This window comes from Pseudomonas sp. 8_5_2, from assembly GCF_059295255.1.
The window spans coordinates 3,098,593-3,123,019 of sequence record NZ_CM181238.1 but is presented as its reverse complement, the minus strand read 5'-3'; the positions used below and the strand labels follow the sequence as shown (position 1 = coordinate 3,123,019).

Below are 24,427 nucleotides of genomic sequence, written 5' to 3'. Positions count from 1 at the left end.
TATTCAGGCGCGATGGGGGAGGGGGGCTTTGTTTGGCTCAAAGGCGATTGAGTTACGAGATTGCTAGCTGCTTAGGATAAATTTCGTGTTGCTGGGTTCTTTAATAAACTATGTTTTGAGGTGATCGTCAACTTTGTCTCAGTCGTCTAATTTACGTTTTTTAGGCTGACATATGGAGTTATTTGCCTTTAATTTTTCGTCGTTTTAATATTTTCTATAGCAAATTTGGCGCTCAAGTACGACGATTTCTCCAGGCTGGTCGAAGAAACCGACCCGCTGGGCCGCAAGATCAGCTACAAGCACTGCCGTGCCACGCCCCTGGTCACCGAAACCCGCTTTCCTTACGGCAGCGTGTGGCAGTCGCGTTACGACGACAAGGGCAACCTGCTCGCCGAAATCGATGCCCTCGGCCAGATGACCGAATACCTCAACAGCGATGACGGCCTGCCGCACACCATCATCGATGCCACCTACAAGGCCAAGTACCTGTGGTGGAACACCCTGGCCCAGGTTGAGCGTTACCAGGACTGCTCCGGCAAGAGCACGTGGTACCGCTACGACGAGCGTCAGCACCTGGTAGCGGTGACCGATGCGCTGAACCAGACCACGACCCTGGAGCGCAAGCCCGACGGTGAAGTGCTGCGCATCAACCACCCGGACGGCACGGCGGAAACCTTCACCTACAACGTCTACGGCCAAGTACTCAGCCACACCGACGGCAAGGGCCAGACCACCCGCCTGCTGCGCACCGCCCGCGGCCTGCCCGGCAGCCGCCAGGATGCCAAGGGCCAGCGGGTGCGCTACGAGTACGACCAGGCCATCCGCCTGACCGCACTGGTCAACGAGAACAACGCCACCTACAGCTTTGCCTACGACGTGTCGGACCGGCTGACGGAAGAGGTGCGGGTGGACAACCTGACCCGGCGCTTCAGCTACAACGTCGGCGGGCATCTGACGCGGCTGGAGGAGATTGGTTACGGCGAAAATGCCGAGCGGCCGCAGCGGCATACGCTTTTCGAGCGTGATGCCATTGGCCGGCTGCTCAGCAAGCTGAACAGCGATGCACAGCAGCTGTTCAGCTATGACGACGGTGACCGGTTGCTGAGCATCCAGCGACAGCCTAGCGGGATCGGCAAGCAGCTCGGGGTTACCGAAGAAAAGCTGGAGTACTCCTACGATCTGCTGGGCCGGCTGACGCAGGAAGTCACTCCAGATGGGACGCTCAGCTACGAATACGACCCGCTCAGCAACATGACCACCTTGACCCTGCCGGATGGGCGCAAGGTCAACCACCTGTACTACGGTAGCGGCCACCTGCACCAGCTGAACCTGGATGGCCAGGTGATCAGCGACATGGAGCGCGATGACCTGCACCGCGAGGTGTACCGGACCCAGGGCAAACTCACCAGTTGCTTTGGTTATGACGCCATGGGTCGCAAGGCCTGGCAGTTTGCCTCGACCTTGCCCGCCGACAAGCTGTCGCAAGTGCACAACACCGGGGTGAATACCGCGCTGCTGGTGGAACATGCCTATAACCCGATTCATCGGCGGTATCAGTACGACCCGGCGGGTGAACTGGTGCGCACGCTCGACAAGCTACGTGGCGAGATCCAGTACGAATACGAAGCCAACGGCCAGTTGCGTAGCCGAGATACCGGCTCGCTGGTGGGTAGCGAAGAGTTTCGTTATGACGCAGCGGCGAACCGGCTGGACTTCAATGCGCGGCAGTTCGACAAGGTCAAGGACAACCGGATCAAGCGGTGGCGGGACCAGGAGTATCGCTATGACCCTTGGGGTAACCTGATCGAAAAGCGCTCGGGGACCGGCAAGCTGCAGCACTTCAGCTATGACTGCGAGAACCGGTTGGTGCGCGCGGAGACGCTGGTCAATGGCAAGCTGGAAAGCCGGGGTGAGTATCGCTATGACAGCTTAGGGCGGCGGGTAGCCAAGCAGGCTGAGATCAATGGCCAGGTCGAGCAGAAGCGCTTTCTGTGGCAAGGGCTGAGGATGCTGCGCGAGGAAACGCCGGGGCAGAGCATTCTCTACCTCTATGAGCCGGGTAGCTATGCGCCGTTGGCGCGGGTTGATCACGTTGAAGGGGAGGAGCGGAAGCTTTACTACTTCCATACAGACCAGATTGGTACGCCGCTGGAGTTGACGGATAGCGATGGCCAGATCGTTTGGCAGGCGACGTATCATTCGTGGGGATCGGTAGAGCAGCTAAACGTAAGCGAAGTCGAACAGAATCTGCGTTTCCAAGGCCAGTACTTCGATTATGAAACAGGACTGCACTACAATACTCTAAGGTACTACGACCCTGAGGTCGGTAAATTTGTAACGCAAGATCCAATCGGTTTATATGGTGGCTGGAATCTTTATGAGTATACAGCCAGCCCATTGACCTGGATTGATCCTTTAGGCCTGTGCGCTGATACTGTCAAATGGGGTAATCATCTTAGAAGTATTGGTGGGGGTGAGGCGCCTAAAGGAATGCTTAGGCCACACGCGCATCACATCGTATTTAAGAATGGTAAGGGCAAAGAAATGCGGGCTATTCTTGATAAGAGTAAGGAAATCTTGGAGAGGCACGATATTGATTGGTATAAAGGCAAGGAAAACTTGATTTGGGCGCCCAATACCGGACATTCAACTGCTAACGCAAAAAAAGTGTACGAGGCTTTGGCTAGGGCCGATGCAGGTGGCGCGGGATCCAGAGACAGTGTGGTTGCTGCTCTAAGAAAAATGGGCCAGCATTTTGCGGATGGTACAATTGATCTATTGCCATAGGTGATGAGGGTAGATTATATGAATTATAATAATTTGAAAGAAAAAATCAAAACAGCTACGATTGCAGTTGCTGAAAGAATGGCTAGTGAGTTTCCGGAGGGTGAAGTTTGTGCGTTTGCTCTTTATTCAGATGCAGATGCACGTACTTTAGCTCCTTCTCTTAATCTTAGGAGCAATTTGGAGGCTATGCAGTCGGGTGATCCCGATGATGCAATCTATTACAAGTGGGCGCCTGCAGAGTGGAGCCATGAGGCTTATGCTGCTGAGCTGTTTGATGGGATTTCTGAAGAGTTAGCAGGACTGAGCGATTCCATGAGTCCAGAGCAGGATTTTGAAGCTCACTGTGAAAGAATTTTTCAAATTTGCGTAGATGTACTGGACGAGGTGCGTCCGATGTTTTTGCCCGGGAAAATAGTAGTCTTTGCAGTTTCTGACATGGTTAGAGCTGACTGGGAATGCAAGTGGATTGCGCAGTTGAACTCTGCAGAAGAGGCGAGAGAGTTCGAGAGCTGGATGAATAGCCTGTGAAGCCTGTCGTTTGTATTTAAGTGGCATGATGCAGAGGTTTCAATCGCTGCATCATGTTTAGAGTGGTGTTATGATAGCAGGCTTAGTGTTGTCGACGTAATCTGCTTCACTTTCATCGATATGTATTTAGTGCTGACGGAAATGGAAGTGATGCTCTTTAAGAAAGAGGTATTTATGGGGCGGTAGTCGCCCCAATTTATTGAAATACGTTTCTGACGTAGGGGTATTGTCGCCGAACTCTACGCGCGCGTGGTCTACCGCACCCTGATCGACATCAAGCGCGTGGTCAACAACCAGGCGGTCGAAACGCTCACCCAGTACCGCTACGACGAACACGGCCAGCTGACTGCGGTAATCAACCGCAACGGCGACACCGTGCGCAGTTTCAGCTACGCCGAAGGCCTGATGGTGACCCACAGCAACGCCCTGGGGCTGGGCTGTCACTACCGCTGGGAAACGCTGGGCGATAAACCACGGGTGGTCGAGCACTGGACCAGCGACGGCGAACACTTCCATTTCCGCTACGACCTGGACGCGCGCACCAGCTGGGCCACCGATGTGCTCGGCCGCGAGCTGGAAGTGCAGTACAACGCCGACCACCGCGTGGTCGCCAGCCGTGACTACGGCGGCGAGCGGTACGCCATCGCGCTGGACGAAAACGGCAACATGGTCGGCCTGAGCTTGCCAGACGGCAATCGCCTGGCCTTCAAGTACGACGAGTACGCCCGCCTGCTGGAAGAAACCGACCCGCTGGGCCGCAAGATCCAGTACGAATACCACCACCTGACCACGCTGGTGACCCAGATCACCTACCCGGATGGCAGCACCTGGCAAGCGCGTTACGACGACAAGGGCAACCTGCTCGCCGAAATCGATGCCCTCGGCCAGATGACCGAATACCTCAACAGCGATGACGGCCTGCCGCACACCATCATCGATGCCACCTACAAGTCCAAGTACCTGTGGTGGAACACCCGGGCGCAGGTCGAGCGCTACCAGGATTGCTCGGGCAAGAGCACGTGGTACCGCTACGACGAGCGTCAGCACCTGGTAGCGGTGACCGATGCGCTGAACCAGACCACGACCCTGGAGCGCAAGCCCGACGGTGAAGTGCTGCGCATCAACCACCCGGACGGCACGGCGGAAACCTTCACCTACAACGTCTACGGCCAAGTACTCAGCCACACCGACGGCAAGGGCCAGACCACCCGCCTGCTGCGCACCGCCCGCGGCCTGCCCGGCAGCCGCCAGGATGCCAAGGGCCAGCGGGTGCGCTACGAATACGACAAGGCCATTCGCCTGACCGCGCTGGTCAACGAGAACAACGCCACCTACAGCTTTGCCTACGACGTGTCGGACCGGCTGACGGAAGAGGTGCGGGTGGACAACCTGACCCGGCGCTTCAGCTACAACGTTGGCGGGCATCTGACGCGGCTGGAGGAGATTGGTTACGGCGAAAATGCCGAGCGGCCGCAGCGGCATACGCTGTTCGAGCGTGATGCTATTGGCCGCTTGCTCAGCAAGCTGAACAGCGACGCACAGCAGCAGTTCAGCTATGACGACGCTGACCGGTTGCTGAGCATCCAGCGACAGCCCAGCGGGATCGGCAAGCAACTTGGCATCACCGAAGAAAAGCTGGAATACACCTACGATCTGCTGGGCCGGCTGACGCAGGAAATCACTCCAGATGGGAAGCTCAGCTACGAATACGACCCGCTCAGCAACCTGACCACGCTGACGCTACCGGATGGGCGCAAGGTCAACCACCTGTATTACGGCAGCGGCCACCTGCACCAGCTGAACCTGGATGGCCAGGTGATCAGCGACATGGAGCGCGATGACCTGCACCGCGAGGTGTACCGGACCCAGGGCAAGCTCACCAGTTGCTTTGGCTATGACGCCATGGGGCGCAAGGCCTGGCAGTTTGCCTCGATCTTGCCCGCCGACAAGCTGTCGCAAGTGCACAACACCGGGGTGAATACCGCGCTGCTGGTGGAACATGCCTATAACCCGATTCACCGACGTTACCAGTACGACCCGGCGGGTGAACTGGTGCGCACGCTGGACAAGCTGCGTGGCGAGATCAAGTACGAATACGAAGCCAACGGCCAGTTGCGTAGCCGAGATACCGGCTCGCTGGTGGGTAGCGAAGAGTTTCGTTATGACGCAGCGGCGAACCGGCTGGACTTCAATGCGCGGCAGTTCGACAAGGTCAAGGACAACCGGATCAAGCGGTGGCGTGATCAGGAGTATCGCTATGACCCTTGGGGTAACCTGATCGAAAAGCGCTCGGGGACCGGCAAGCTGCAGCACTTCAGCTATGACTGCGAAAACCGGCTGGTGCGGGCGGAGACGCTGGTTAATGGCAAGCTGGAAAGCCGGGGTGAGTATCGCTATGACAGCTTAGGGCGCCGGGTAGCCAAGCAGGCTGAGATCAATGGCCAGGTCGAGCAGAAGCGCTTTCTGTGGCAAGGGCTGAGGATGCTGCGCGAGGAAACGCCGGGGCAGAGCACTCTCTACCTGTATGAACCAGGTACCTATGCGCCATTAGCCAGGGTTGATCAGTTAGAAGGCGAAGAGCAAAAACTCTACTACTTCCATACGGATCAGATTGGTACACCGTTGGAGATGACGGATAGCGATGGCAAGATCGTTTGGCAGGCGATCTATCGCTCGTGGGGGGCTGTAGAGCAGCTAGCCGTTAGCGATGTCGATCAGAATTTACGATTTCAAGGTCAGTATTTTGATGCGGAAACTGAGCTGAATTATAATACATTCCGCTACTATGATTCAGGGGTTGGGCGCTTTGTAACCCAAGACCCAATCGGGGTGTTGGGTGGAGTTAACCTCTATAACTATGGAGTAAATCCGACATCTTGGATTTATCCTTGGGGCTGGAGTGCAAAGCCATCGCACTCCCCTGATGTTGCCAAATGGCTCGAAAAAGGTGGTTCCGTGCATATGGAAATTGACGGGCGCACATGGGTTTATCAAGATTGGGAGAGTAATGTAGTAAGGTATCCAGGGGGGCACCCTGATTTTACTCCATTCGAGCGGCAGAAAGTTGATGTTCCTGACTTGAAAGGGAATCACGGGAAAAATCCTGGTGGAGACTTTGGCAAGGCAGATGCGCTTGCGCCACAAGGTAAGGCTGACTATGCAAAAAATACTTGGCATCACCATGAAAACATGATGACAATGCAGGAAGTTCCTAAGAAGATCCACAACAGGTTCACCCATTCGGGTGGTGTTAAGAATATGAAATCAAGTTGTTAGTGAGGTGAGAAAATGCCTATAGTTTACAAGGCGGGCTTGACTGATGCTGCACTGAATTCTCTAGAGGCTACAGTTAAGGTTCCTTTGCCAACTGATTATAGGAGCCTGCTGGCACGCATGAATGGGTTTTACTTAACTGATCCTGATTATGGGCAGTTGCCATTAAGATCAGTTGAAGATGGCGTGGTTAGTTTTGATCGTTTGTTTGGGGTCGTTCCTGAGGAGGAGTGTAATGATCTGGTTAGCTTTAATGATGAATTCATCCCTGAGTTAATATTTATTGATGGTGTTCTGGCGATTGGCGAGGATGGGGGGGGAAATCCCTATGTTCTCATAACTGAGGCGGGTCGGGAGGGGGTTTATTATTGGGATAGAACCCACCTGCACGAATCTGATAAAATAAATAATTTTGATATCGCGGAGCGGGGCGATTGCGGTAACCTTTATAAGATTGCAAATTGTATTGATGAATTCTATGATTTAATTCTAGCATCGCTGTCTGGTGGTGTTGAGTTCTTGAAGGAAAGTTGATCTTGGCGATATGCGTGCGCCGGTTCTTTAAAAGTGTATCGTTTAATGTGGCTCTGCTAGTGTATATGCGGGGCCCGTTCTTCATGCAAATTAGGTTTATGTCTCGCATTGCTTGTGCAAGCTAGCGAATAGATTTGGTTTTCATCGAAGGCGTCAATTGACTTTTGCAAACCCTCGACAACCTGTTCTTCTACTTCGGCGAAGTGCCGGACACCAACACCGAAGTGCCGCTGCAACGCATCGAGAACGCCCTCGGCCACTTCCTGCATTTCACCCGCACCCCCGACGGCACCCTGACCGACATCAGCGCCACCGGCGGCACCCGCGTGCACCTTCACTACGACAACCCGCTGGGCCGCCTGACCGATATCAAGCGCGTGGTCAACAACCAGGCCGTCGAAACGCTCACCCAGTACCGCTACGACGAACACGGCCAGCTGACCGCGGTAATCAACCGCAACGGCGACACCGTGCGCAGTTTCAGCTACGCCGAAGGCCTGATGGTGACCCACAGCAACGCCCTGGGGCTGGGCTGTCACTACCGCTGGGAAACGCTGGGCGATAAACCACGGGTGGTCGAGCACTGGACCAGCGACGGCGAACACTTCCATTTCCGCTACGACCTGGACGCCCGCACCAGCTGGGCCACCGACGTGCTCGGCCGCGAGCTGGAAGTGCAGTACAACGCCGACCACCGCGTGGTCGCCAGCCGTGACTACGGCGGCGAGCGGTACGCCATCGCGCTGGACGAGCAGGGCAACATGGTCGGCCTGAGCTTGCCAGACGGCAATCGCCTGGCCTTCAAGTACGACGAGTACGCCCGCCTGCTGGAAGAAACCGACCCGCTGGGCCGCAAGATCCGGTACGAATACCACCACCTGACCAAGCTGGTGACCCAGGTCCGCTATCCGGACGGCAGCACCTGGCAGCCGCGTCAAAGAGGTTTGGAATGCAAAAAGCAAAAAAATACCAAAAACATTTGGTTCTGGGTGTGGCTAGCACTGGAGGTTTGTATGAATGACTTCATCGCGTCAAGCATCGAGTGCTATGAGGAAGACGATGTCCTAATAGTTGCAATTGGTGATGGCAGCGCTGATCCTGCCAATTATGTGATAATGACGCGTTTAGAGGATGAAGATAATTCGAGTGTTGATGACTGCATCGGCTTGCAAACTTCTGAGGCAAGCCATGAGGTGGCAGGTGCTATAAAAAAAATAGCATTAGAGAAGAGTGGTCTTAGGGTTGAAGTCAAACCGGAATTCATTAAGCATTTCGGTGGTTCATCTATTTTCGCCAGGTTCGATAGTGTTATTTTTGAGTCGGCAGGGAAAGCATCTTCCTTGCGAAAGGCTTTGCAAGTGCTTTTTAATGGCAGTGCGGTAGAATTAGTTGTTTGAGTGCTGGATGTGAAGGGGTACTTAAAAGCTGAATCTATAAGGTTGTTTGTATTGCCAGGTATATATTGTTAGCGGAGGTGCCGCGAAGTGTCATGCGTGGCACCGAAACAGCTTCGAAAGCAAAAGAACTCGGATTTACCGCTCAAGAACTTAGCAATTGACAGTGCTGACCAAAGATATTACTTTTGTTGGAGTTGCTGACGAACATGGTAAGCCTGTGCCGTACGGTCCTCATCATGGAAGTAGGGCTGGTAGATTGTTTCACAATGATCTCATTAATGATTAGAATTCCACGCAAAGTAAATCGCAAGCGCTGAGTGTGATTGATTTGCATCGCAGTGATGAAATTGGGGGCATGTTAGATGGATGACGTTGATCGTTACGGAAAGGTGCATCTGTGGATAGGTACGAACTTTTCCTCCGATGAAGTTTACCTTAAATATTTCGAGTTGGAATACACGGAAGATTTGGATGATCCGGCCTACAAGGCGTGTGGATTTTGCCAGGATATTGGTGCAAGATGGTATGACGAGGATTTCATAGGGATCATTCCCAGAAAGTCATGTGAGGTGAGCTTAGATGAAATACTCAAAGATGCTGCGGTCGATCGAGCCTGTATTGGAAGTGTTAAGGCAGAGTGCCTCAGGCTTGGAGTAACCAAGGCTAATGCAATTTTTTGGTATTCTGACGGAGCGACCCCTATCTCAATCCCATTAAAATCAAATTACAATGGTTTAAAGTATGTGGGTTTGTATGAGGGGGAGTGAGTGTTTGGGTGCTTTAAGGATATCGGGCGCATCGCTCTAGTCTTCGCTGAGACTGCTAGGCGCTAGACCATTGCATTCGGTAATGCCTGCTGGAAGAAACCGACCGGCTGGGCCGCAAGATCGCCGGCGAATAGCACCACCCGACCACGCTTGTGACCTAGGTCAGTTATCCAATCTAGGTCAGCGTACGCGATTGGTATATATATGATCTTGCAGCGCTTGAAAGCCAGATCTTCCCTCACATCCAGCATCCCGGCGGAGGGTTATGGAGCCATCCCGTGGTTACAGGTCGGTACCAAGAGTGCGCGTGGTAAGCCGCATGGCGCTACAGGTGCTGTTCATGATTCAATATTCAACGTTCTTAAGTATAGGTAATGTATGAGTGCAGAGGATCGCGCCTTTTTCGAGTCTGAGTTACTAAAAGAGCTGAAGTTGGTCGCCGCTAAGTTCAAGGGCGTGACCGCCTCAAAAAACAGGCTAAAATTCAAGTATAATAAAGAATTTGTGGCCGAGCTTGCTCTTGAGCATTTGTCTAAAGTAGATTCTTATGTGTTGCTTGGGATGGTAAGTGGAGGAGAGATTTATGAGTGCGCTTCTAACTTTACTCCTCCTTATAAAAGCAATTTATTCAATGAGTTTTGCTTTTCTTTTATTTCGTCGGGTGAGAAAAATAAAGTTTTTAGTGGTAGCTTGGATGGAGCGATAAAAACACCGGCGCCAGATTTGGTGGGTCAAGTATGTGCGCACATTAGAGGTGTGCTAGAGAATTTTTATGTCCCCAAAGTTTTAGCGTGTATTGTGCCCAGTGATCGGACAATCAAGGATGTTTTGTCTTCGCCTGAAAGTTACGCGTACCCTGCAGTATTTATACATTGCGCTGCTGTCCTAGGTAAAGGTGCGGAGTTTACTGACTTGGATGAAGCAAAAAAATCGAAACAAATCGTTAAAAGTAAGGAGTATGATATCCCATTGCTGTCGGATTTGACTTGAAGATGAAGGGTGTCAACTCGGTTACTGAAAAAGATTTGGGCTATAGAGCGCAGTGTGAGAATGAGTCTTGGCTCGGACACGTTACGATTGTAAAACACGGACCTTGGACCAAAAGGTATCCGACCAACCTGTTAACAGGTAGAGCGGTGAAATATTATTCAATGTGCCGTGAGGTTACGGGTGGCGGATATGCTGATGGCGATGTTCGGTTTGCTCCACCCCTGGATGATCACTATAAGGTCAGTAGCAAGCTGGCGTTGGACGGATTGTCGGTCGAGGTGATTTTGGATAGGAAGGTGCGAAATCTGAAGTCGGACTTCTTTTTAACAACCTGTGGCGCATTTTTTGTGTCAAAAGCATCAAGGTCAGTGCTTGAGGGGGTAAATGCGGATATAAATTTTGCCCCGGCACATGTCAGGCACTTCAATGAAAAGTCTGTGGCTAGAGAGTACTTTTTTATTAATCCGGATGAGATGCCGCGGTGCTTCGACTATGAGCTTTCTGAGTGCGCTGGAAAATCCATGGTCTTGAGTAGGATTGCAAATTTCCAGCCTGAACTTTATTTGCCAACGCCTCTGAGGCTATAGCATCAATCCATATGACCCCACTTAGGGAAAAGAAGTCCAGAGACTCTGCTGCCCTTTCATTAATACACATCTTCCTTATGCCTCGCACCTTATAATTATCTTCTAATTGGCCCGATCAGCAAAATTACCCCCTTTCAAGCTGGCGCTCCGACTTTCATCGGCACTACCAACCGCCTTGCCCGCCAGTCGCCCTCTTTCGGTTCCACCGTGTGAAACCAGTTTCGGTTGTACTCCAACACGCCTCGCGCTTATCTGTCTCCCAGCACGACCTGCCTCACCCGTCGTGACCTCAAGCGAACAACAAGAACGGGAAACCACCCGCGCAAGGAGACTCCAACATGTCCCGACATCAGCACATCCTGGCCTGGCTGAACGACGTGGCCAGCGACCTTCACGCTATCCGCCACGATATCCACGCTCACCCGGAACTGGGCTTTGAAGAAAGCCGCACCTCGGCGCTGGTCGCCCAATTGCTCGAGGCGTGGGGCTACGAGGTGCACACCGGCATCGGCAAGACCGGCGTGGTCGGCGTGCTGCGCAATGGCAGCAGCCCACGCCGCCTGGGCCTGCGCGCCGACATGGACGCGCTGCCTATTCACGAAGCCACCGGCGCGGCCTACAGCAGCCAGCACCAGGGGTGCATGCACGCCTGCGGCCACGATGGGCACACCACCATGCTGCTGGGGGCGGCGCGCTACCTGGCGGCGACCCGGCAGTTCGATGGCACCCTGACGCTGATCTTCCAGCCGGCAGAAGAGGGGCAGGGCGGTGCCGAGGCGATGCTCGCCGATGGCCTGTTGCAGCGCTTCCCCTGCGATGCGCTGTTCGGCATGCACAACATGCCAGGCTTGCCAGCCGGGCACCTGGGCTTTCGCGAGGGGCCGATGATGGCTTCGCAGGACTTGCTAACGGTCACCCTCGAAGGGGTCGGCGGGCACGGCTCGATGCCGCACCTGACCGTGGACCCGCTGGTGGCCGCCGCCAGTGTGGTGATGGCGCTGCAAACGGTGGTGGCGCGCAATATCGATGCGCAGGAAGCGGCGGTGGTCACCGTCGGCGCCTTGCAGGCTGGCGAAGCGGCCAACGTGATCCCGCAACAGGCGGTGCTGCGCCTGAGCCTGCGTGCGCTCGATGCCCAGGTACGGGCGCTGACCCTGGAGCGGGTGCGGGCGATCATCGTCAACCAGGCCGAAAGCTTTGGCTGCCGCGCCACCCTTGAACACCGCCCGGCCTACCCGGTGCTGGTCAACCATGCCGCAGAAAACGCCTTCGCCACCCAGGTAGGGGTGGAGTTGCTGGGCGCCGACGCAGTGGACGGCAACACCCGCAAGCTGATGGGCAGCGAGGACTTTGCCTGGATGCTGCAACGCTGCCCCGGCGCCTACCTGTTCATTGGCAACGGCGTGGCGCGGCCGATGGTGCACAACCCCGCCTACGACTTCAACGACGACATTCTGCTGACCGGCGCCGCCTACTGGGGCGCGCTGGCAGAGCGCTGGCTCGCGCCCGCCTGACCTGCCTTTTTCACGACTGCCGCTGGAACCCGGGCGCGACCGCGTCTGGGCGATCACCCAATCATCCTGTGGAGTGTTCCTATGCAGACTTCGAGCACCGGCGTGTCGCGTACCCGGCAAGTGGTAGCAGCCGTTATCGGCAACGCCCTGGAGTGGTATGACTTTATCGTGTATGGCTTTCTGGCCAGCATCATCGCCCGGCAGTTTTTCCCGTCCGACGACGAGTACGCCTCGCTGCTGATGGCCCTGGCCACCTTCGGCGTCGGTTTCTTCATGCGCCCGGTCGGCGGCGTGCTGCTGGGCATGTATTCTGACCGCAAGGGCCGCAAGGCGGCGATGCAGCTGATCATCCGGCTGATGACGGTGTCGATCGCCATGATTGCCTTTGCCCCCGACTACCTGGCCATCGGCATGGCCGCGCCGCTGCTGATCGTGGTGGCGCGCATGCTGCAGGGCTTTGCCACCGGTGGCGAGTACGCCAGCGCCACGGCCTTCCTGGTGGAAAGCGCGCCGGCCCACCGCAAGGGCTTGTATGGCTCGTGGCAGCTGGTGGGGCAATGCCTGGCGGTGTTTGCCGGGGCGTCGATGGTGGCGCTGGTCACGCACCTGTGCTCACCTGCTGCGCTGGACAGCTGGGGCTGGCGGATCCCGTTTGTGCTGGGCCTGCTGATCGGCCCGGTGGGGCTGTGGATTCGCAAGCACATGGAGGAACCCGAGGAATTCATCCAGGCGCGCCGCCAGGCCAAGGGCCAGTCGCCCGGCTTGTTGCAGGTGCTGCGTGAGCACCGGCGCAGCCTGCTGGTGTCGATGGGCCTGGCTTGTGGTGCGACTGTTTCGTTCTATGTGGTGCTGGTGAACATGCCGACCTTTGCCCACCAGAGCCTGGGGTTGCCGCTGGACCAGGTGCTGCTGGTGCAGATGCTGGCAGTAGCGCTGATGACCGTAGTCATTCCCCTGGCCGGGGCGTTGTCGGACCGGCTGGGGCGGCGGCCGGTGCTGATGGCCTTTACCCTGGCGTTCTTCGTCATGGTCTACCCGCTGTACGTCTGGGTGGCCGCTGCGCCATCCATCGAACGCCTGCTGGTGATGCAACTGATGCTGTGTACCGCCATCGGCGGTTTCTTCGGCCCGGCACCCACCGCCCTGGCCGAGCAGTTCCCGGTCGAGGTGCGCTCCACCGGCGTGTCGGTCGCCTATAACGTTGCGGTGATGGTGTTTGGTGGCTTTGCGCCGTTGATCGTCACGTGGCTGACCAAGGTGCTTGGCACCCCGGTGGCGCCTTCGTTCTACGTGCTGTTCGCCTGCCTGCTGACGCTGCTGGGCACCTACTGCCTGAAAGAAGCACCACGGGCGAGCAAGCCTGCCGCCCTCAACTTTGGAGTAAAACCGTGAAGCCGCTAGCCATCGACCCCATTGTTGTCCTCGATGCCGAGGCGTTGTCGCAGGCCATCCATGCCCGTCAGGTGTCGTGCCGCGAGGTGATGCAGGCCTACCTGGGGCACATCGAACGTTTCAACCCGCAGGTCAACGCCCTGGTGTCGCTGCGCCCGGCCGAAGGGCTGCTGGTGGAAGCCGATGAGCGGGACCGCGAACTGGCCCGTGGCCACTCGCGCGGCTGGATGCATGGCATGCCGCAGGCAATCAAGGACCTGGCCGCCACCGCCGGGCTGCGCACCACCCTGGGTTCGCCGCTGTTTGCCGAGCACGTGCCCGAGCAGGATGCAATTAGTGTGGCGCGGGTGCGGGCCAGCGGGGCAGTGATCGTTGGCAAGAGCAATGTGCCTGAGTTCGGCCTTGGCTCGCAGACCTATAACAGCCTGTTCGGCACCACCACCAATGCCTATGACCACGCCCGGGTGGCCGGTGGCAGCAGCGGTGGGGCAGCCGCGGCGCTGGCCATGCGCTTGCTGCCGGTGGCCGACGGCAGCGACATGATGGGCTCGCTGCGCAACCCGGCGGCGTTCAACAACGTGTTCGGCCTGCGCCCTTCGCAGGGCCTCGTGCCCCATGGCCCGGCGCCCGAGCTGTTCGTTCAGCAACTGGCCACCGAGGGGCCGATGGGCCGCAGCGTGGTTGATGTGGCGCGATTGCTGTCGATTCAGGCCGGCAGTGATGCGCGGGTGCCGCTGTCGCTGAGTGACGGCCGGCGCGATTTTGCTGCGCAGTTGCAGCGCGATTTCCGTGGCGTGCGGATCGGTTGGCTGGGCGACTACAACGGCTACCTTCCGATGGACGACGGGGTGATGGCCCTGTGCGAGGCGGCCCTCGCCGACTTCGCTGAACTGGGCTGCCGGGTCGAGGCCTGCCAGCCGGTCTTCGACCTGACCCGTTTGTGGCAATGCTGGCTGACCCACCGCCACTTCCTGGTGCACGGCAACCTTGCGGCGGCCTATGCCGACCCGGCCAGCCGTGCCTTGCTCAAGCCCGAGGCGCAGTGGGAAGTGGAGGGCGGCCTGCAGCTGACGGCGGCGGCGGTTTACCAGGCCTCGCTGCACCGCAGCGACTGGTACCGCGCGCTGGCCAGCCTGTTCGAGCGTTACGATTTCCTGCTGTTGCCATCGGCGCAAGTGTTCCCTTTCGATGCACGGCAGCCGTGGCCGACGGTGGTCGGGGGGCGGCCGATGGACACTTACCACCGCTGGATGGAGGTGGTGATCGGGCCGACCCTGGCCGGCTTGCCGAGCATCAGCGTACCGGTCGGTTTCAACCCTGCCGGGTTGCCCATGGGCCTGCAGATCATAGGCCCGGCCCAGGCCGACCATGCAGTGCTGCAGCTGGCATACGCCCACGAGCAGCTCACCCGTTGGGTACAGCGCTGCCCGCCCCGGTGCCTGCAAGCCTGAGCAAAGCGCTGGGCAGGCGCGGATCTTGCTGGCTATGCTGACCATCCAGTACAGGGAGGTCATTCACATGGGTATTAGCGCAGACAGTGGCGGCGTGCGTTCGGTGGAGCGGGCGCTGGCCATCGTCGACCTGCTGGGGGAACACCAGGCCCTGGGCCTGGAAGAACTGCACTACCTGACCACGCTGCCCAAGGCCACGGTGTCGCGCATGCTCGCCACCTTGCAGGAGCAGGGTTGGGTGTACCGCGGCCTGAGTGACCGGCGTTACCGCCTGAGTGCGCGACGGCTGTTCGGTGACCGCCAGCTGCGCTTCAAGCGGCGCCTGGTGGAAAGCGCTGCGCCCATGCTGCTGGAGCTCAGCGAACGCACCGGGCTGGTGGCCGACCTTTCATGTTTCGACGGCGAGCGGCTGGAAGTCATGGAAAGTGCCATTCCACAGGTATTGCGCAAGCGCTATCCCCACACCTGCCAGATCGTCGGCCACCATGCCAGCCTGTTCCATTCAGCGATGGGGCGGGCGTGCCTGGGGGAGCTGGCGGTCGATGAGGTGCAGCGCCTGGCGGCCCATGAGCGGCTGCGCGACGACACGGTGCTGCGCGATCTGCAGGAGGATGCGCACAAGGGCTTTGGCCAGCGCACCGAAGGCCACTGGGAGTACCCGGTGCGCTTGCCGTTCCTGATCCGCGCCATTGCCCTGCCGGTGCACGCCGAAGGGCGGCTGGCCGGGAGCATCGCCTTGCACTGGCCGCTCGACCAGGCACCGGTGGAACGGGTGTTGAACCTGCACCTGAACAGCCTGGCAAGCACGGTGGGTGAGGTGCAGCGGGCCTTGGTGGTCTAGCGGCCCTTTCGCGGGTGAACCCGCTCCCACAGGGCCGGTACCGGGCAGGACTATTGACCTTCGCGAAACCCGCTAGGGCTGACTCCCGCCTGCTTGCGGAAAAACCGGCTGAAATACCCCACATCGGCAAACCCCAGTTCGTGGGCGATCTCCTTCACGCTCAGGCTCGAATGCCCGAGCATGCGCTTGGCCTCCAGCACCAGGCGGGCATTGATCACATTCATCGGCGTCATGCCCAGATGCTCCTGGCACAGCCGCCCCAGGGTCGCCAGGGTCATGCCCAGTGCCGCCGCATAGTCCCCCAGTGGCCAATGGGCGCGGTAGTGCATGTCGACCAGCTCGCGAAAGCTGGTCAGCTGCTGGCTGCGCCTTGACGCCGGGCGGTGCTCGCCCTGGGGCACTTGGGGTTCATGGCGCAGCACCTGGATCAACAGCGTCAACAACAATGCCATGCTGCTGGCCACATGCTCGCGGGCGCGGTTGTGGTATTCCTCGCGCAGGGCACGGCACAGTGGCAGCAACGGGTCTTCGTCGTCGGCCCACAGCGGCAGGGGCACCACCTGCGGTTTGCGCACTTGCGCCAGCAGGTGCGGGGCCAGCACCTGAGTGATGCTTTCCAGCGGGTGCTGCGCGGCAGTGATCACCTGGCCCTCGACCTGGCCGGCCCAATGAAAGCCATGCACCACCTGCGCCGGTATGTACACCACGCAGGGCGCCTGCACCTGCAGCCGCTGGCTGTCGAACAGCACCTCCCCGCCACCGCTCTGCAGGTACAGCAACTGCAGCAAGCCTTCGTGACGGTGCGCAGCGATTTCCCAGTTGTGCGCGCCGGAGCGCTGGGAGATCCGCTCCACATGCAGGGCTTCGTGCCACACCGGCTGTGCGGTTTCACCGTACAGGGCGTAGTTGGGGATCTTGTTCATGACGTTGTAATTGTTCTGATCGGTACCTGGCTACTGTGCCACAGCTGCACGCAGGCATCAGCGGGCAAGGGAAAATTGACCGGAATGTGGGGCGGGTTGCAGGTTTTGTCCATTCTGCCGGTGTGCCTGCCGGCCCTAGGCTGTGGCCCAGATCAAGCGACATTCTGGAGAGCAGCATGCACAACAACAATATTCCTTCTCGCTGGTTGGGCCTGGACTCAGCCGTTTGCGTGGTCACCGGTGCTGCCGGTGGCATTGGCGCGGCGCTGGCCGGCGCGCTGGTAGAGCAGCAGGCCCATGTGGTGTTGCTGGACCGCGACCTGGACAAATGCCGCGAACTGGCGGCCACCCTCGGCGAGCGCAGTGTCGGTGAGGTCAGCGCGCTGGGCTGCGACATCGCCGACCCGGCCAGTGTGGAGCGGGCTGCGGCCCAGGTGCAGGCCTTGCACGGGCGCTGCGATGTACTGGTCAACAATGCCAGCGTACTGCGCCCCGGCGCGCTGGACGAGCTGACCCTGGAGCAATGGAACCAGGTGCTGGCGGTCAACCTCAGTGGCTACCTGCTGTGTGCCCAGGCGTTCGGCCGTTCGATGCTGGCGCGCGGCGAGGGGCGCATCGTGCACGTGGCCTCGATTGCCGCCCACTACCCGCAACCCGACAGCGGCGCCTACAGCGTGGCCAAGGCCGGGGTCAGCATGCTGTCGCGTCAGCTTGCGGTGGAGTGGGGGCCACGGGGCGTGCGCAGCAACGCGGTGTGCCCGGGGTTGATCCGCACGCCGTTGTCGGCGGCGTTCTATGCCGACCCGCAGGTCGAGCGCCAGCGCTGCGCGATGACCGCCAACCGGCGCATCGGCGAGCCGCAGGACATCGCCGACGCCGTGCTGTTCCTGGCCAGCCGGCGTGCCGACTACATCAACGGTGCCGAGCTGACCGTGGATGGCGGCCTGGAGAGCATGCCCATGGCACTGATCCCGCGCCCAGGCTTCGAGGGGGCAGGCCGATGAATACGCGCAGCTGTGATGTACTGGTGGTCGGCGCGGGCGCGGGCGGCCTGGCGACGGCGATCACCGCGAAAAAGCTCGGCCTGGATGTGATCGTGATCGAAAAGGACGACTGCTTTGGCGGCACCACGGCGTTTTCCGGCGGCGTGCTGTGGGTGCCCGGTACCGCGCACGGGGCCAACGACAGCCACGCAGCGGCCATGACCTACCTGCGCAACGAAACCGGTGGCTGTTACGACGCAGCCGGGGTCGAGGCATTTTTGCGCTACGCGCCGCAGATGGTGGAATTTTTCGAGCGCGAGACAGCGGTGAAGTTCGTGCCCACGCTGTACCCCGACTATCACCCGCACATCGAAGGTGGCGTCGACGTTGGCCGCTCGATCCTGGCCGCACCTTACGATATTCGCGGCCTGGGGCCAGACATGGCACGCCTGCGCCCGCCGCTGAAAACCATCACCTTCATCGGTATGATGTTCAATTCGTCGAATGCCGACCTCAAGCATTTCTTCAATGTGACCCGTTCGCTGACCTCCTTCGTGTATGTGGCCAAGCGCCTGATGACCCACCTGAAGGAGCTGGCCCTGTACCGTCGCGGTACCCAGGTCACCAGCGGCAATGCCCTGGCGGCCCGGCTGGTACGTTCGGCACTGGACCTGGGCATTCCGATCCTGACCGGTACCCCGGCGCGCCGGTTGCTGCGCGAAGGCGGTCGGGTGGTGGGCGCAGAAGTCGGCCAAGGCGACAGCGAGCTGACCATCCAGGCCCGGCGCGGTGTGGTGCTGGCGTGTGGCGGCTTCTCCCATGACCTGCAGCGGCTACGCCAGGCCTACCCGCATGTGCGCCGCGGCGGCGAGCATTTTTCTCCGGTGCCGGCGGGCAACACCGGTGATGGTGCGCGCATGGCGGAAGCCTTGGGTGCCAAGGTCGATATCCGCCTGCAAGCGGCAGCGGCGTGGATGCCGGTGTCCAAGGTGCCGATGGGGGGCGGGCGGCATATCGCCTTCCCGCATTTGCTCGACCGCTACAAGCCGGGTGTGATTGGCGTGTTGCGTTCGGGGCGGCGCTTTACCAACGAGTCGAACTCCTACCATGACGTTGGTGCGGCCATGATCGAGGCCTGTGCCGGGCAGGCTGAAACGGCCATGTGGCTGGTGTGCGACCGTCGCACCCTGGGCAAATACGGCCTGGGCTTTGCCAAGCCCGCTCCCATGCCGCTGGGGCCGTTGCTGCGCAACGGTTACCTGCTCAAGGGCAACACCCTGGCCGAGCTGGCAGGCAAGGCCGGTATCGATGCGCAAGGGCTGGCGCAGACCGTGCGCGAGTACAACCTTGGCGCGGTGCAGGGCGAAGACCGCCAGTTCGGCCGCGGCAGCACCAGCTTCAACCGCTACCTGGCTGACCCGCAACAGCGGCCCAACCCCTGTGTGGCCCCGATGGGCGAGGGGCCGTACTTTGCCGTGAAAGTGATCATGGGCGACCTGGGCACCTTCGACGGGCTACGTACCAGCGTGGTCGGCGAGGTGTTGGCGGCAGACGGGCAGGCCATCGACGGCCTGTATGCGGTCGGCAACGACCGCGCCAGCATCATGGGCGGCAACTACCCCGGTGCGGGCATCACCCTGGGCCCGATCATGACCTTCGGCTACATCACCGGGCGGCACCTGGCGGGTGTCGAGCAGGGGCTTGCGGCAGTGGGCACTGCGCAGGAGGTGGCGTGATGGACAAGGCCGTCGTCGATCACCGCATCTACACCATCCGCCCGCGCTGCATGGCGGCTTTTCTCGACGCCTTCGACCAGCTGGCGATGCCGATCCTGCTGCGCCACCTGGGGGCGCCGCTGGCCTTCTACACCAGCAGCATCGGGCCGCTGAACCAGGTGGTGCACTTGTGGGGTTATGCCAGCCTCGATGACTTCGAGAAGCGCAGTGCCGCGCGTGACGCCGACCCGGACTTTGCGGCCTATCTGCATGCCACCCGTGACCTGGTGGTGGCGCAGGAGACGCGGATCCTACGGCCGGTTCGGTTACCCAGCCTCGCCCGGCAGTAATCCTGCCTGTGCCGGCAATCGGGCCGCAACGCGGCCCCGATACACCTCCATAAAAACAACAACAGGTGCTACCAGATGAACAACACGCTAGACGTGCGCCAACTGATCGACCAGCAACCCATTGGCAGCTACCAGAAATGGGTGGTGTTCCTGGGCTTTCTGATCATTGCCCTGGATGGGCTGGACGTCGCCATCATCGGTTTTATTGCCCCACAGCTGAAAAGCGACTGGGGCCTGGGCGCGCAGAGCCTGGGTCCGGTATTGAGTGCTGCGCTGATCGGCCTGGCCCTCGGCGCCCTGATTGCCGGCCCCCTGGCCGACCGCTACGGGCGCAAGGCGGTATTGCTGTGCAGCGTGCTGCTGTTCGGCGTCTGGACCCTGGCCTCGGCCTTTTCACCCGACCTTGAAACATTGGTTGCGCTGCGCTTTCTGACCGGGCTGGGCCTGGGCGCCGCCATGCCCAATGCCAGCACCCTGGTCAGCGAGTACGCCCCGGCACGCAGCCGCTCGCTACTGATCACTCTGGCCTTCTGCGGGTTCTCCCTTGGCGCTGCGGCCGGTGGTTTCGTCAGCGCCTGGATGATCCCCAACCTGGGCTGGCGCAGCGTGCTGGTGCTGGCGGGGGTGTTGCCGCTGCTGACCTTGCCATTGCTGTACTGGCGCTTGCCGGAATCGGTCACCTTTCTGGTCAGCAAAGGTGCGGATCGTCAGCGGATCCTGGCGATTGTCCGCCGGCTGTCACCCGCGCACGCCAACGCCGACTGCACCTTCGTCATGCCGGTCACCCCAAGGGCCAGGGGTGGGGCGATCGGCACCATCCTCTCGCCACGCTACCGCTTTGGCACCTGCATGCTCTGGGCCGGTTACATACTGGCGTTGTTCCTGGTCTACCTGTTCAGCGGCTGGTTGCCGACGCTGGTCAAGGAGGGCGGGGGTTTTTCGGTATCCGAAGCGGCCATTGTCACTGCCTGTTTCCAGATAGGCGGGCCGTTGGGTGCGATTTCGGTGGGGTGGGCCATGGACCGCTGCAACCCGCAGCGGGTGCTGATGCTGACCTTCCTGTTCAGTGGCGCGGTCATCTTTGCCATCGGCCAAGTGGCCGGAGACTTTGCCTGGTTGTGCGCGATTGCCAGCGCCGTGGGCTTTGGCCTGAATGGCGCGAGCGTTGGCATGAATGCACTGGCGGCAGCGTTCTACCCCACCGAAGCGCGGGCCACAGGGGCCAGCTGGATGAGTGGCATCGGCCGCATTGGCGCGGTGCTCAGCGCCTTTGCCGGGGCCCAGATGCTGGCCCTGGGCTGGAGCTTTGCGCAGGTTTTCGCAGCGTTGTTGATCCCTGCCGGGCTGGCGGCAGTGGCGGTGTGGCTGCAAGGGCGATGTGCCGCCCAGCGGCTCAGCGCTCCCGGCTGTACATCCGGCATTCCGCCAGCAGAGCCAGCAGGTTCGGCTCACGCTCCCGCGCCTTCAGAAACACCACACCGATATGCTGCTGCAGGCGATACTGCGGCTGCAAGGCAATCAACCTGACGCGGTTTTCGTAAACCGCGGCGATGCGCCCGGGCAGCAAGGCGAAGCCCACGCCCGAGCTGACCATGCTGAGCAAGGTGAAGATGTCGTTCACCTGCATGGCCACCTTCGGTTCGAAGCCGGCTTGCTGGAACACTCGCGCGCCATCGCGGTGGGTGGCGAAGCCTTGGGTGAGGGTGATGAAGGTGGAGTCGGCCAGGTCGGCCAGGTCCACCTCGGGCTGCCCGGCGAAGGGCGAGTCGGTGGGGACGGCGAGGAAGATGTCGTCGGAGAACAGCGGCAGCTGCTCGCAGGCCGGGTCGCTGACGCTCTCGTCCAGCGAGACCAGGATGGCTTCCAGCTCGTGGTTTTTCAGGCGCTGGAGCAAGTCGGTGTTCGAGCCCAGGGTCAGGTCGATATTCAGTTCGCTGCGGCGCAGTTTCAGGCCCATGACCAGCTTGGGCACGGTTTTCACCGTCAGCGAATAGAGCGCGCCCAGGCGGAAGCGTTCGGCGTAGAAACCGGCGGCCTCACGGGTCTGGCGCACCATCTGTTCGGCGTCCTGGATCAGCTGGCGGGCTTTCTTCTCCAGCACGTAGGCACTTTCCAGCGGGATCAGCTGGCGACCCTCGTGCTTGAACAGCGGGCAGCGCAGCGCGTTTTCCAACGAGTGGATGGCGCGGTGCACGCTGACCGCGCTGGTAGACAGCTCGGCGGCGGCGCGGCCGAGGTTGCCGGTGCGCATGAAGGCGAGGAAGGTTTCCAGCTTTTTGAGGGTGAGTTCTTCGTCGATCAGCATGGGGTGGCCTGGCAGCGCGGTGGTTGGGGTGGGTAGGGCTTCAGGGTTGTGTGTGGGCGCTCGATCTCACAGGCGCTGAAAACCCGCAGTCATACACCTCGAATCACCCCCGCCCTTCGATCAACGCCCACAAGGCCGGGTCCTCAAAATCGTCAATCACCAACCCAGCCCCCGCCGCCAGCAACCGCTCCGGGCTCTGCGTCGTCGCCACCCCAACCGTAAAGATCCCCGCAGCACTGGCCGCCGTAACCCCCGGCAACGAATCTTCGAACGCCAGCGCCTGACCAGCCTCAGCACCCAGCCGCTGCAGCCCGGTAAGGTAGGGCAGCGGGTCCGGCTTGGGCCGTGCCAGTTCCTCGGCCACCAGCACATGCTCGAATCGCTGCCCCAGCCCCATGGCGCTCAGCATGTGTTCGGCGTTCAGCCGCGGCGCGTTGGTCACCACGCACATGCCCAGGCCATGATCCTGGGCATAGCCCAGCAGACGCAACAGGCCCGGCATCGGCTCGAGCGCAGGCGACATGTCGCGGAACAGCGCCTCCTTGCGGTCGGCCAGTACCTGGCACTGTTCGGCACTGGCACCGCTGAACAGCTCGGCGAACAGCTCGCCGTTGGCCCGGCCGCTGACCTGCGCGTCGAACTGCGCCTGGCTCAGCTCGCGGCCGTCGTGTTCGTGCAGCAGTTGGCGAAAGGCCTGCAGGTGCAAGGTGTCAGTGTCGGTAAGGGTTCCGTCAAGGTCGAACAGCAGGGCGGTCAGCATGGGATATCCAGATCAAGAAAACACAAGCCAGGGGATCATAACCAATGCTGACGACGAAGGGGGCTGTTCAGTGAGCCACGAAAAGAGTACAAATGTGCTCCATGGACAATCTTACCCCCAAACGCCGCGCCATTTTCAACTTCATTCGCGAGCGTATCGCCGACCACGGCCAGCCACCGAGCCTGGCCGATATCGCCGAGCGCTTCGGTTTTGCCTCGCGCAGCGTCGCGCGCAAGCACATCACCGCGCTGTGCCAGGCCGGTTATATCGATGTCACGCCCAATCAGGCGCGGGGCATTCGCTTGGCCGAACCCTTGCGCAAGCCAGAAATCCTCGAATTACCGGTGCTCGGCCAGGTGGCCGCAGGCGCCCCGATCGGCCCGGACCTGGATATTCACGAGCAGTTGCTGCTCGACCCCAGCCTGTTCCGCCGTACCCCCGACTACCTGTTGAAAGTCCGCGGCGATTCGATGGTGGACGACGGCATCTTCGACGGTGACCTGGTCGGCATTCGCCAGCAGGGCGATGCCCGTGATGGCCAGATCGTGGTTGCGCGCCTGGACGGCGAAGTGACCATCAAGCGCCTGCAACGCCTGGGCAATGCCTACCGGCTGCTGCCGCGCAACCCCGCCTATGCACCGATCGATGTGCAGCCGGAACAGGACTTCTTCATCGAAGGCGTGTTCTGCGGCTTGCTGAGGCGTGACTGATGGGCGCGGTGGTCGACCTCGACAGGCTGCTCGATCAGCGCCGGGTATGGCGTGGCCGGCAGGCCCAGGTTCGGCCACTGGGGTTGCAGCCAACCGGCCATGCCGCCCTTGATGAACGCCTGCCGGAAGGTGGCTGGCCGGCGGCTGCGCTTAGCGAATTGCTGCTGGCCAGCCCGGGCTGCGGTGAGTTGCAACTGCTGTGGCCGACACTGGCCCGGCTGAGTACTGAAGCCAGCCGGGTGGTGCTGGTGGCCCCGCCTTTCATTCCTTACGCCCCGGCCTGGCAGGCGGCGGGGGTGGACCTGCGCTGGCTGGTGCAGGTAAATGCCGAGCCGGCCGATGCCTTGTGGGCCGCCGAACAGTGCCTGCGTTCGGGCAGTTGCGCGGCGGTGCTGTGCTGGCCCGAACGTGCCGATGACCGTGCCTTGCGGCGCCTGCAGGTGGCTGCTGAAACCGGCCAGGCGCTGGCGTTCGCCTGCAGGCCGCAACAGGCGGCGCACAACCCTTCGCCCGCAGCACTGCGCATTGCCGTCGACACCCGGCCGGCGCAATGGCGTGTATTGAAAAGCCGTGGTGGCATGCCACCAGCGCTGCCCATCGCCTGCCCGGGCCGGGGCTGA

18 protein-coding genes and 4 pseudogenes are annotated in these 24,427 nt (G+C 60.2%); 19 read left to right on the top strand and 3 right to left on the bottom strand.

Features of this window, described 5'->3' with window-relative positions:
* Positions 1 to 225: 225 nt before the first annotated feature.
* From AC5O5R_RS14350 to AC5O5R_RS14290, 13 genes and pseudogenes are all read left to right on the top strand, one after another.
* Positions 226 to 2,787, top strand: a pseudogene (locus AC5O5R_RS14350) (RHS repeat-associated core domain-containing protein); the annotation flags it as partial.
* 18 nt (positions 2,788 to 2,805) lie between these two features.
* Positions 2,806 to 3,315, top strand: a complete 510-nt coding sequence (locus AC5O5R_RS14345) for a DUF4303 domain-containing protein (protein ID WP_172232572.1) — start codon at positions 2,806 to 2,808, stop codon at positions 3,313 to 3,315.
* Positions 3,316 to 3,579: 264 nt separating this feature from the next.
* Positions 3,580 to 6,216, top strand: a pseudogene (locus AC5O5R_RS14340) (RHS repeat-associated core domain-containing protein); the annotation flags it as partial.
* A 60-nt stretch (positions 6,217 to 6,276) separates the two neighbouring features.
* The gene (locus tag AC5O5R_RS14335) at positions 6,277 to 6,591 is read left to right on the top strand and encodes an HNH endonuclease (RefSeq protein WP_494515467.1); all 315 of its coding nucleotides are present in this window, start codon (positions 6,277 to 6,279) and stop codon (positions 6,589 to 6,591) included.
* Positions 6,592 to 6,603: 12 nt separating this feature from the next.
* On the top strand, positions 6,604 to 7,122 hold the full coding sequence (locus AC5O5R_RS14330) for an SMI1/KNR4 family protein (protein ID WP_172232239.1): 519 nt from the start codon (positions 6,604 to 6,606) through the stop codon (positions 7,120 to 7,122).
* 161 nt (positions 7,123 to 7,283) lie between these two features.
* Positions 7,284 to 8,057: pseudogene (locus AC5O5R_RS14325) on the top strand (type IV secretion protein Rhs); the annotation flags it as partial.
* Between the two features lie 824 nt (positions 8,058 to 8,881).
* Positions 8,882 to 9,286, top strand: coding sequence for an immunity 22 family protein (locus tag AC5O5R_RS14320; protein ID WP_172233118.1), 405 nt, complete (start codon positions 8,882 to 8,884; stop codon positions 9,284 to 9,286).
* A 378-nt stretch (positions 9,287 to 9,664) separates the two neighbouring features.
* Positions 9,665 to 10,276 carry a hypothetical protein gene (locus tag AC5O5R_RS14315; RefSeq protein ID WP_494514466.1) on the top strand — a complete coding sequence of 204 codons (612 nt, stop codon included), beginning with the start codon at positions 9,665 to 9,667 and terminating at the stop codon, positions 10,274 to 10,276.
* On the top strand, positions 10,273 to 10,863 hold the full coding sequence (locus AC5O5R_RS14310) for an imm11 family protein (protein ID WP_172229975.1): 591 nt from the start codon (positions 10,273 to 10,275) through the stop codon (positions 10,861 to 10,863). The genes AC5O5R_RS14315 and AC5O5R_RS14310 overlap by 4 nt, the downstream gene beginning before the upstream one ends.
* Before the next feature lie 338 nt (positions 10,864 to 11,201).
* Positions 11,202 to 12,377: a M20 aminoacylase family protein gene (locus AC5O5R_RS14305; RefSeq protein WP_172229978.1), complete on the top strand. Its 1,176-nt coding sequence runs from the start codon at positions 11,202 to 11,204 to the stop codon at positions 12,375 to 12,377.
* Positions 12,378 to 12,458: 81 nt separating this feature from the next.
* On the top strand, positions 12,459 to 13,769 hold the full coding sequence (locus AC5O5R_RS14300) for a citrate-proton symporter (protein ID WP_172229981.1): 1,311 nt from the start codon (positions 12,459 to 12,461) through the stop codon (positions 13,767 to 13,769).
* Positions 13,766 to 15,220, top strand: a complete 1,455-nt coding sequence (locus AC5O5R_RS14295) for an amidase (protein ID WP_172229984.1) — start codon at positions 13,766 to 13,768, stop codon at positions 15,218 to 15,220. Before AC5O5R_RS14300 ends, AC5O5R_RS14295 begins: the two co-directional genes overlap by 4 nt.
* Positions 15,221 to 15,287: 67 nt before the next feature.
* On the top strand, positions 15,288 to 16,061 hold the full coding sequence (locus AC5O5R_RS14290) for an IclR family transcriptional regulator (RefSeq protein ID WP_172229987.1): 774 nt from the start codon (positions 15,288 to 15,290) through the stop codon (positions 16,059 to 16,061).
* Between the two features lie 50 nt (positions 16,062 to 16,111).
* On the opposite strand, the gene AC5O5R_RS14285 is transcribed toward AC5O5R_RS14290, so the two are convergent.
* The gene (locus AC5O5R_RS14285) at positions 16,112 to 16,984 is read right to left on the bottom strand and encodes a helix-turn-helix domain-containing protein (RefSeq protein ID WP_172229990.1); all 873 of its coding nucleotides are present in this window, start codon (positions 16,982 to 16,984) and stop codon (positions 16,112 to 16,114) included.
* Between the two features lie 176 nt (positions 16,985 to 17,160).
* Between AC5O5R_RS14285 and AC5O5R_RS14280 the strand changes: the two genes are divergently transcribed.
* The 4 genes and pseudogenes from AC5O5R_RS14280 to AC5O5R_RS14265 all read left to right on the top strand — a co-directional run.
* Entirely contained in the window at positions 17,161 to 17,988 is an 828-nt protein-coding gene (locus AC5O5R_RS14280) for an SDR family NAD(P)-dependent oxidoreductase (protein WP_172232124.1), read from the top strand.
* Positions 17,985 to 19,703 (top strand): FAD-dependent oxidoreductase, encoded by a 1,719-nt coding sequence (locus tag AC5O5R_RS14275; protein ID WP_172232127.1) that lies wholly within the window; start codon positions 17,985 to 17,987, stop codon positions 19,701 to 19,703. The genes AC5O5R_RS14280 and AC5O5R_RS14275 overlap by 4 nt, the downstream gene beginning before the upstream one ends.
* Positions 19,703 to 20,032, top strand: a complete 330-nt coding sequence (locus tag AC5O5R_RS14270) for an NIPSNAP family protein (protein WP_172232130.1) — start codon at positions 19,703 to 19,705, stop codon at positions 20,030 to 20,032. Before AC5O5R_RS14275 ends, AC5O5R_RS14270 begins: the two co-directional genes overlap by 1 nt.
* Positions 20,033 to 20,107: 75 nt before the next feature.
* A pseudogene (locus AC5O5R_RS14265) lies at positions 20,108 to 21,490 on the top strand (MFS transporter); the annotation flags it as partial.
* Here AC5O5R_RS14265 and AC5O5R_RS14260 read toward each other — a convergent pair.
* Both AC5O5R_RS14260 and AC5O5R_RS14255 read right to left on the bottom strand, forming a co-directional pair.
* Positions 21,426 to 22,337 carry a LysR family transcriptional regulator gene (locus AC5O5R_RS14260; RefSeq protein WP_172286776.1) on the bottom strand — a complete coding sequence of 304 codons (912 nt, stop codon included), beginning with the start codon at positions 22,335 to 22,337 and terminating at the stop codon, positions 21,426 to 21,428. The pseudogene AC5O5R_RS14265 and the gene AC5O5R_RS14260 overlap by 65 nt on opposite strands.
* 103 nt (positions 22,338 to 22,440) lie before the next feature.
* Positions 22,441 to 23,097 carry an HAD family hydrolase gene (locus AC5O5R_RS14255; protein ID WP_172230565.1) on the bottom strand — a complete coding sequence of 219 codons (657 nt, stop codon included), beginning with the start codon at positions 23,095 to 23,097 and terminating at the stop codon, positions 22,441 to 22,443.
* A 101-nt stretch (positions 23,098 to 23,198) separates the two neighbouring features.
* On the opposite strand from AC5O5R_RS14255, the gene lexA reads away from it, so the two are divergent.
* Both lexA and imuA read left to right on the top strand, forming a co-directional pair.
* Complete coding sequence (lexA, locus tag AC5O5R_RS14250) at positions 23,199 to 23,807, top strand: transcriptional repressor LexA (protein WP_494511018.1); 609 nt, start codon at positions 23,199 to 23,201, stop codon at positions 23,805 to 23,807.
* Positions 23,807 to 24,427 carry a translesion DNA synthesis-associated protein ImuA gene (imuA, locus tag AC5O5R_RS14245; RefSeq protein ID WP_172230559.1) on the top strand — a complete coding sequence of 207 codons (621 nt, stop codon included), beginning with the start codon at positions 23,807 to 23,809 and terminating at the stop codon, positions 24,425 to 24,427. Before lexA ends, imuA begins: the two co-directional genes overlap by 1 nt.